At 65.9% G+C, this 6959-nt stretch carries 7 protein-coding genes and 1 pseudogene; 5 read left to right on the top strand and 3 right to left on the bottom strand.

Translation table 11 applies throughout. From position 1 onward, the window contains the following. Positions 1-706: pseudogene (locus tag Y706_RS30245) on the top strand (hypothetical protein); the annotation flags it as partial. Here the strand turns inward: Y706_RS30245 and Y706_RS0112930 are convergent. After that, positions 688-1896, bottom strand: a complete 1209-nt coding sequence (locus Y706_RS0112930; RefSeq protein ID WP_028276908.1) for a PucR family transcriptional regulator — start codon at positions 1894-1896, stop codon at positions 688-690. The pseudogene Y706_RS30245 and the gene Y706_RS0112930 sit on opposite strands and share 19 nt — an antisense overlap. 97 nt (positions 1897-1993) lie before the next feature. On the opposite strand from Y706_RS0112930, the gene Y706_RS0112925 reads away from it, so the two are divergent. The 4 genes from Y706_RS0112925 to Y706_RS28860 all read left to right on the top strand — a co-directional run bounded on the left by Y706_RS0112925 (position 1994) and on the right by Y706_RS28860 (position 5858). Then, a complete protein-coding gene (locus Y706_RS0112925) occupies positions 1994-3073 on the top strand; it encodes a ferredoxin reductase (RefSeq protein WP_028276907.1) in 1080 nt (359 codons plus the stop codon). Positions 3074-3086: 13 nt separating this feature from the next. Then, a complete protein-coding gene (locus Y706_RS0112920; RefSeq protein WP_028276906.1) occupies positions 3087-4298 on the top strand; it encodes a fatty acid desaturase family protein in 1212 nt (403 codons plus the stop codon). Positions 4299-4680: 382 nt separating this feature from the next. Beyond that, complete coding sequence (locus Y706_RS29785; protein WP_253906788.1) at positions 4681-5007, top strand: helix-turn-helix domain-containing protein; 327 nt, start codon at positions 4681-4683, stop codon at positions 5005-5007. 14 nt (positions 5008-5021) lie between these two features. Further along, positions 5022-5858: an IS3 family transposase gene (locus Y706_RS28860; protein ID WP_028276904.1), complete on the top strand. Its 837-nt coding sequence runs from the start codon at positions 5022-5024 to the stop codon at positions 5856-5858. A gap of 174 nt (positions 5859-6032) precedes the next feature. On the opposite strand, the gene Y706_RS0112905 is transcribed toward Y706_RS28860, so the two are convergent. Together Y706_RS0112905 and Y706_RS0112900 are read right to left on the bottom strand one after the other, a co-directional pair. Then, positions 6033-6368, bottom strand: a complete 336-nt coding sequence (locus tag Y706_RS0112905; protein ID WP_028276903.1) for a DUF202 domain-containing protein — start codon at positions 6366-6368, stop codon at positions 6033-6035. Further along, the gene (locus Y706_RS0112900; RefSeq protein WP_028276902.1) at positions 6368-6748 is read right to left on the bottom strand and encodes a YidH family protein; all 381 of its coding nucleotides are present in this window, start codon (positions 6746-6748) and stop codon (positions 6368-6370) included. The genes Y706_RS0112905 and Y706_RS0112900 overlap by 1 nt, the downstream gene beginning before the upstream one ends. Positions 6749-6959: the final 211 nt, after the last annotated feature.

The raw sequence follows: 6959 nt of genomic DNA, 5'->3' as shown, positions 1-6959 counted from the left end.
CCCCGCCAGCGACGTCTATTCGCTGGGGCTGGTCCTGCTGGAAGGCCTGACCGGGAAAATGGCCTATCCCGGCGCGCCGGTGCAGTCCGCCCTGGCCCGGCTGCTCCACGACCCGGACGTCCCTGAAGACATCGCGCCCATGTGGGCGGCCCTGCTGACCTCCATGCTGGACAGGGATCCGGCCGCCCGCCCGCCGGCCCGGGAAGTGTCCCTGGCCCTGCGCCAGGAAGTCATCAACGGCACAGGACGCCGCCGCCGGGACCCGGCCGCGCTGTTGACCGACGAAGAAGGGCGCATGCAGGCGGTCGAGCGGTACCGGATCCTGGACACTCCCGCGGACGGCGTCTTTGACCGGATCGCGGCGCTGGCCGCACGCATGTTCTCGGTGCCCGTGGCGATTGTCAGTGTTGTGGACCATGACCGGATCTGGTTCAAGTCCCACCACGGCACGGATGTCACGGAAATCGGCCGGGACCCCGGATTGTGCGCCTCCGCCGTCCTGCAGGGCGATGCCTGGATTGTCCGGGACGCCGTCAACGATCCCCGGACGCTGGCCAACCCCCTCGTGGCAGGCGAGTTCGGCCTGCAGTTCTATGCCGGCGGCGCTCGTGATGCACGACCTGGAGTTGCGGCTCCACAGCCGGCGGGCGCTCGCCGGGTAACCCGCGGTCCGCCTGACGGGCTGGCCTACCGCCGGCCGGCGTGAAGGGCCAGTTCGAGTTCGAAGCGCGCCGTTGGGTCCTCGAGGGCGTCGCCAAAGAGCTCGCGCAGCTGGGCTGCCCGGTAGCCCACGGTCTGCGGGTGGATCCCGAGCTCGGCGGCCACGGGCGCCCGCTGGCCCCAGTGGCGCAACCAGGAGAGCAGGGTTTCGGCGAGCCGGTCGCGCTGTGCGGGCCGGAGCCCTTCCAGCGGCGCGAGCCGGCGGTTGGCGAGTTCGGTGATCGCCGAGGGTTCTGCACCGAGAATCACCTGCGCCAGGTGCTCGTCGGCCCAGATCGGGGGATCATCCGGTCCCTCCCGCGGAGGCAGTGCTGCGGCCGCCAGCACGGCCAGCCGCAGCGAATCCGGCACCCTCTCCCAGCCCCCGGCCGGTCCCACGGAAGCGCCGCGCCCCTTCAGGGCACGGTCCAGGTCGTCCCGGGCGGAGCGCGACATCCGCGCCGGCACCAGGGCGACAACATCGGTCTCGCGCTCAATCACAAGGGTGCCCGGGCCCAGGCGCAGCCGCAGCCCGGCCGCCCGGTCCAGCGGCAGCGTCACCACCGCCATGCGCTGGGGCAGGGACCAGTCCGCCATCGCCGCCGTCTGGCGCAGGGCCGCCTCGTCGGCCTGGCCGAGCAGGAGCAGGTCCAGCAGTTCGGTGCGCCGCCGGTCCACTGCCCCGGCCCGTTCGGACTGCTCAAAGGCGTAGGCCTCGGCGCTGACCGCCGACAGCTCATCGATGTACGCGAGGATCGATTCGCCCAGGTCCACCACGACGCCCTGGCCCAGATGGTGTTCCACTGAGACTTTGGACATCTCCCGGAACGTCACGCGGGCGCCCATCCGGTAGGCGCTCAGGAGCGCGTCCATGCTCCGCCCCTGCCGGAACTCGCCGCTGCCCAGCCCGGCCACCAGCTCCCGGCTTTCCTCGGACAGCGCCGGCAGCCGGGTCCCGGGCAGTTGCAGGAAGCGGTCCAGCGCCGCGGCCACGCCCCTGCGCAGCCCCCTGCCAAAGCGCCCCTCGATCGGCCTGGCGTACGCCGGGACGAGCTGCGGGACGGCCTCGATGATGGCCTCGACAATGCCGGGCATCCGCGGCCGCAGCATGTCGCTGACCTCCCGCGGCAGGGCCAGCCAGGGAGGATCGTAGGCGGGGGCGGGGCCGGCAGGCTCCCGGGCAGGGGATGTGTTCATGGAAAGTCCGATGAGTTGTTGCGGCGGGATAGTTTTCTCGAGTCGATCGTATGCCTTGGGTGAAGAAGTATGGCGCAATCTGACATAAGCTTGATGAATGATCCGGCTCCGTAAGCTGGCGCGCGCCGCATCTCTACTGACCACCCCACTAGCTCCAGAAGACATTCTGTCGCTGTTCAATCCCGTGTTTTCCGCCCGCCAATTGCGCGGCGTGGTCACCAGGGTGGTTCCAGAAACGGCCGATTCCGCCACCATTTTCTTCCGTCCCGGCCGCGGCTGGCAAGCACATCTTGCCGGCCAGTGGGCCCGTATTGGCGTCGAGCTCGACGGTGTCCGCCACTGGCGGTCCTACTCGCTCAGCGCCCCCGCCGGACAGGACCCGGCAATCACCGTGACCGACATGGGCGCCGTGTCCGGGGCCCTCGTGCGCGGCACCAAGCCCGGCGACGTCCTGTTCCTGGCGCCCCCGCAGGGCGATTTCGTCCTTCCCGAGCATCCGCGGCCGCTGCTCATGCTCACGGCCGGCAGCGGGATCACCCCGGTGATGTCGATGATCCGCACGCTCGTTCCGCACCGCCCGGATTCGGACGTCGTCCTGATCCACACCGCCCGCACCGCCGCGGACACCATCTTCCGTGAAGAACTCGCCGAGCTCGCCGACCAGTTCCCCAACCTGCGCGTCACGCACTGGTTCACCGGTGAGAGCGGACGGCTGGACTTCACCTCGGCCGCCGACCTGGACCGGCTCTGCCCGGACTGGCGCCAGCGCGCCGCCTACGCATGCGGTCCGGAAGGGTTCCTCAACGACGCCGAGGCGCTGTGGGAGGCCGAAGCGGAGGACGCCCAGCAGGCCGCGGCCAGCTCGGGCACCCTGACCATCGAACGCTTCAGCACCAGCCTCGCCGGCGGCGCCGGGCACGACGGCGGCCTGGTCACCTTCGAGGCCTCCGACCGTGAAGTCGAGGCCGATGGCGACACCCCGCTGCTCGATGTCGGCGAGGACGCCGGCATCCTCATGCCCAGCGGCTGCCGGATGGGTATCTGCCACAGCTGCCTCATCCCGCTGCGGGCCGGCCACGTCCGTGACCTGCGCACCAACGAAGTGCACGGCGAGCCCGGCCAACTAATCCAGACGTGCGTGTCGGCAGCCGCCGGCCCCGTTAACCTCGACCTCTGAGGAGTATCACCGCATGACGATTGTTTCCAACAAACCGGACCTTTCCGACGCCGACACCCCCGCCACCAGCGGTTCAGCCGACACAGCGAAGGTCGTCACGGTCGCGAAGACGCGGCCCGGCGCCCTCGCCGAGACCGGCAGCCCGCTGCTGCGTCCGCCCGCGGCCGCCCACCTCTCCGACGAGCAGGTGGCGGAGCTGGGGCGCGAACTCGACGCCATCAAGGATGACATCCTCGCCAAGCGCGGGTCCGCCGATGCCGCCTACATCCGCCGCATGATCAAGATCCAGCGCGGCCTGGAGCTCTCCGGCCGTGCCCTGCTCCTTGTCAGCAAGAAGAAGCCCGCCTGGTTCGCCGGCACCGCGCTGCTGAGCTTCGCCAAGATCCTGGAAAACATGGAACTGGGGCACAACATCCTGCACGGACAGTGGGACTGGATGCGGGACCCGGACATCCACTCCACCACATGGGAATGGGACTTCGTCACCCCCGCGCGCTCCTGGCAGCACACCCACAACGATCTCCACCACCGCTGGACAAATGTGGTCGGCAAGGACAACGACATCGGATACAACCTGCTGCGGATGGATCCAGACCAGAAATGGACTCCCTTCAACCTGGGCAACCCGCTGTACAACGCGCTGCTGGCACCGGTCTTCGAGTGGGGCATCGCGATCTACGACCTCGAACTGGTGGACTACAAAGAGGGCCGGAAGTCCAAGGAAGCCCTGACCAAGGACCTGAAGGCCCTCGGCCGCAAGGCGCTGACGCAGTTCACCAAGGACTACGCCGCCACTCCCGCCGTCGCCATGCTGACCGGTTCCGGCAAGCAGGCCCTCTACGGCACGCTGACCGCCAACGCCGTCCGCAACGTGTGGGCGCACGCAGTGATCTTCTGCGGCCACTTCCCCGAAGGCACTGACACCTTCACCGAGGAAATGGTGGAGGGCGAGACCCGCGGTGACTGGTATGTGCGGCAGATGATTGGCTCGGCCAACATCTCCGGCTCCAAGTTCATGCACCTCATGACCGGCAACCTCTCGCACCAGATTGAGCACCACCTGTTCCCGGACCTGCCCTCGAACCGCTATGCGGAAGTGCAGCCGAAGGTGCAGGAGATCTGCAAGCGCTACGGACTGCCGTACACCACGGGCCCGCTGCTGAAGCAGGTCGGCTCCACGTGGGCGAAGATCTTCAAGCTGGCCCTGCCTCCCAAGAAGCCCTAGCAAACCCAGGCCGGCTCAGGCCGTACACCACGGGCCCGCTGCTGAAGCAGGTCGGCTCCACGTGGGCGAAGATCTTCAAGCTGGCCCTGCCTCCCAAGAAGCCCTAGCAAACCCAGGCCGGCTCAGCCGGGGTGAAATCAGAAGAGGGGCGTCTGCCATCGTGAACTGCTCCCCGAAAGTTGGACTGAGAAATCAGTTCTGACTTACGGGGAGCAGTTTTATGCATGAGCGCAGTTCATTGTCCGAGGAACAACGCAAGGCCGCGGTAGCGTTGTTTGATACCGGTTGGGGCGCTAAGTCCGTGGCAACGAGGCTCGGGGCGCCCGCGAGAGCGATCCGCCGGTTATACGACCGGTGGCGAGTTCGCGGAGGTACGACGCTAGTGATCAAGCCGACCAAGCGGTTGTTCTCGTTCCAGTTCAAACTCGATGCTGTGCGTAGGTTTCAAGCTGGAGAGAGCAAAGCCGCCCTGGCGAGAGAGCTCCAGCTGTCGTCACCAGAACTGATCGAGAAGTGGGCGCGCCAGTACCGGACAGAGGGCGAAGACGGCCTGCGCCCGAAGCCGAAGGGCCGTCCAAGGACAAATCCCGAGGCCCCGGCGCAGCCAGAGTCGGAGCTGCAGCGACTGCGCCGCGAGAACGAGCGCCTGCGGGCAGAAGTCGCGTTCCTGGGAAAAGTGCAGGCCTTGAGGGACGAGGAACGGCGGTAAAGGTCCGCGCCGTCATCGCCCTCAAGGCCGAACACCGCCTCGACGTACTCTTGGACATCGCTAGCGTTGCCCGCTCGACGTTCTTCTACCACCAGGCCCGCTTCCAAGCCCCTGACCCGCAAGAGGCACTAAAGACCGCGATCACACGGATCTTCACAACCAACCACGCCCGTTACGGGCACCGGCGAATCCACACCGAACTACTTAAGCAAGGCTGGGAGCTCGCGAAGAAGACCGTGCTGAAGCTGATGCGGGCACTCGGGCTGACCTGCAAGGTCCGGCGCAAGAAGCGCTACAACTCCTATCAAGGAGAACAAGGCAAAGTTGCTCCGAACCTGCTGAACCGGAAGTTCGACGCCACCGCCCCGAATCAAAAGTGGGTGACGGACGTGACCGAATTCAGCGTCGGCGACCGGAAACTCTACCTCTCACCGGTCATGGATCTCTTCGACCGGCAGATCATCGCCCATTCAATCAGCACGTCCCCCAACCTCGCCCTCACCAACACTTCGCTATGCCAGGCCCTCACCTGCCTCCAGCCCGGCCAGCAACCTCTGGTGCATTCTGACCAAGGCTTCCAATACCAGCACATCTCGTGGCAGGCCCTCCTCGAGGGCGCCGGCGCGGTCCAGTCGATGTCCCGCAAGGGCAATTGCTACGACAACGCAGTGATGGAGAACTTCTTCGGCCACCTCAAAGAAGAGCTCTTCCACCACGTCCGGTTCCTCAGCACCGACGCACTGGAAGCAGCGCTAAACGAGTACATCCGCTGGTACAACACCGAACGTATCTCGACAAAGCTCGAGGGCCTGAGCCCGGTGCAATACCGTGCCCAGGCCCTCGCGGCTTAGGATCTTATTTGGCCAGTCCAACAATCGGGGACCAGTTCAGTGGCGGTCCTCCTTTTTGTTTGCCAGGCCGCACACCCGCAACTTACCTGGCCACTTGTGCCCTTGATCTCAGGGCTTAGAAGCGGCCGTGACAGTCTTGTGTAGCCTGCGGAGTTCCGAACTGCCGCAGGGATGTTAGCCCGTGAGCAAAAGGATAAAGCCCAGGATCCCCATCATCAGGACCGAACCGCTGGTCCAGAAGATTGCGGCCACGTCCGAGTGAAAGCATTCCGCAGCGATGCCTGTCACGCGCGCGGAATAGCGTCCGCGCTGTGTTGCATAGATGCTTACCGCGAGGGTGCCCGCGATGCCTATGAGAAAGAGAATCCAGGGACCGTAATGCGGGAGCCAGCGCAGGAAAAGCAGCGCGGCGGTCAAGAGGGCAACCGCGGTCCGGCCCCAGGAGAGCACGGTGCGCTCGGGCTGCAGGCCGGGGTCCTGACGAGTGGGAGCAACCGACGGTCCCGACATCAGTTGAGCGCAATCAGGGTGATGACAATTGCGGCCGCAGCTGCCCCGCCTAAGACAAGGAGGGGGATGATGGCGGGCAGGGGAAGGGGCTTTTCTTGCCGCATGCTCGACTCGATGGAGACCCAGCGCACCGAGGCGCCGGCACTGATCAGCGTCCCGACAGCCACGAGGAGTATGGACAGCACTTTGCGCGACGTCTCGGGGAAGGCCTCGATCGCGAACGCTTCAAGTGCCAGCCCGCCTGCCATGAACGCCAGGGACGTGCGGACCCAGGCCAGAAAGGTGCGCTCATTGGCCAGCGTAAAACGCGGATCCGGCTCCTTACCGCCGGGAAGCACTTTCCGGGCCAGCCAGCCGCGTCCTTGATCCGGCTCGGTCATAGCTCTCCTGACGGTAAGGGATTTGCGACGCCGCGAACCGGCGAACCTTGAGGTGGGGACGTGTGACTAGACTTGTAGTTGACTGATTGATCAGTCAACGTCGTACATAGTATCTTGCTTCTCTACGGGGCGGACCTTCAATAAATAGAGCCCTCGAAGATTACGGGAAGCGGTTCGTTTAGCGGCCCTCGAGCTCCGTTGAGGCGGACGA

Source organism: Arthrobacter sp. I3 (assembly GCF_000520575.1).
Classification (GTDB): Bacteria; Actinomycetota; Actinomycetes; order Actinomycetales; family Micrococcaceae; genus Arthrobacter; species Arthrobacter humicola_A.
Note: the sequence above shows the minus strand (reverse complement) of the source record. Positions and strands in the feature narration are given on the sequence as shown.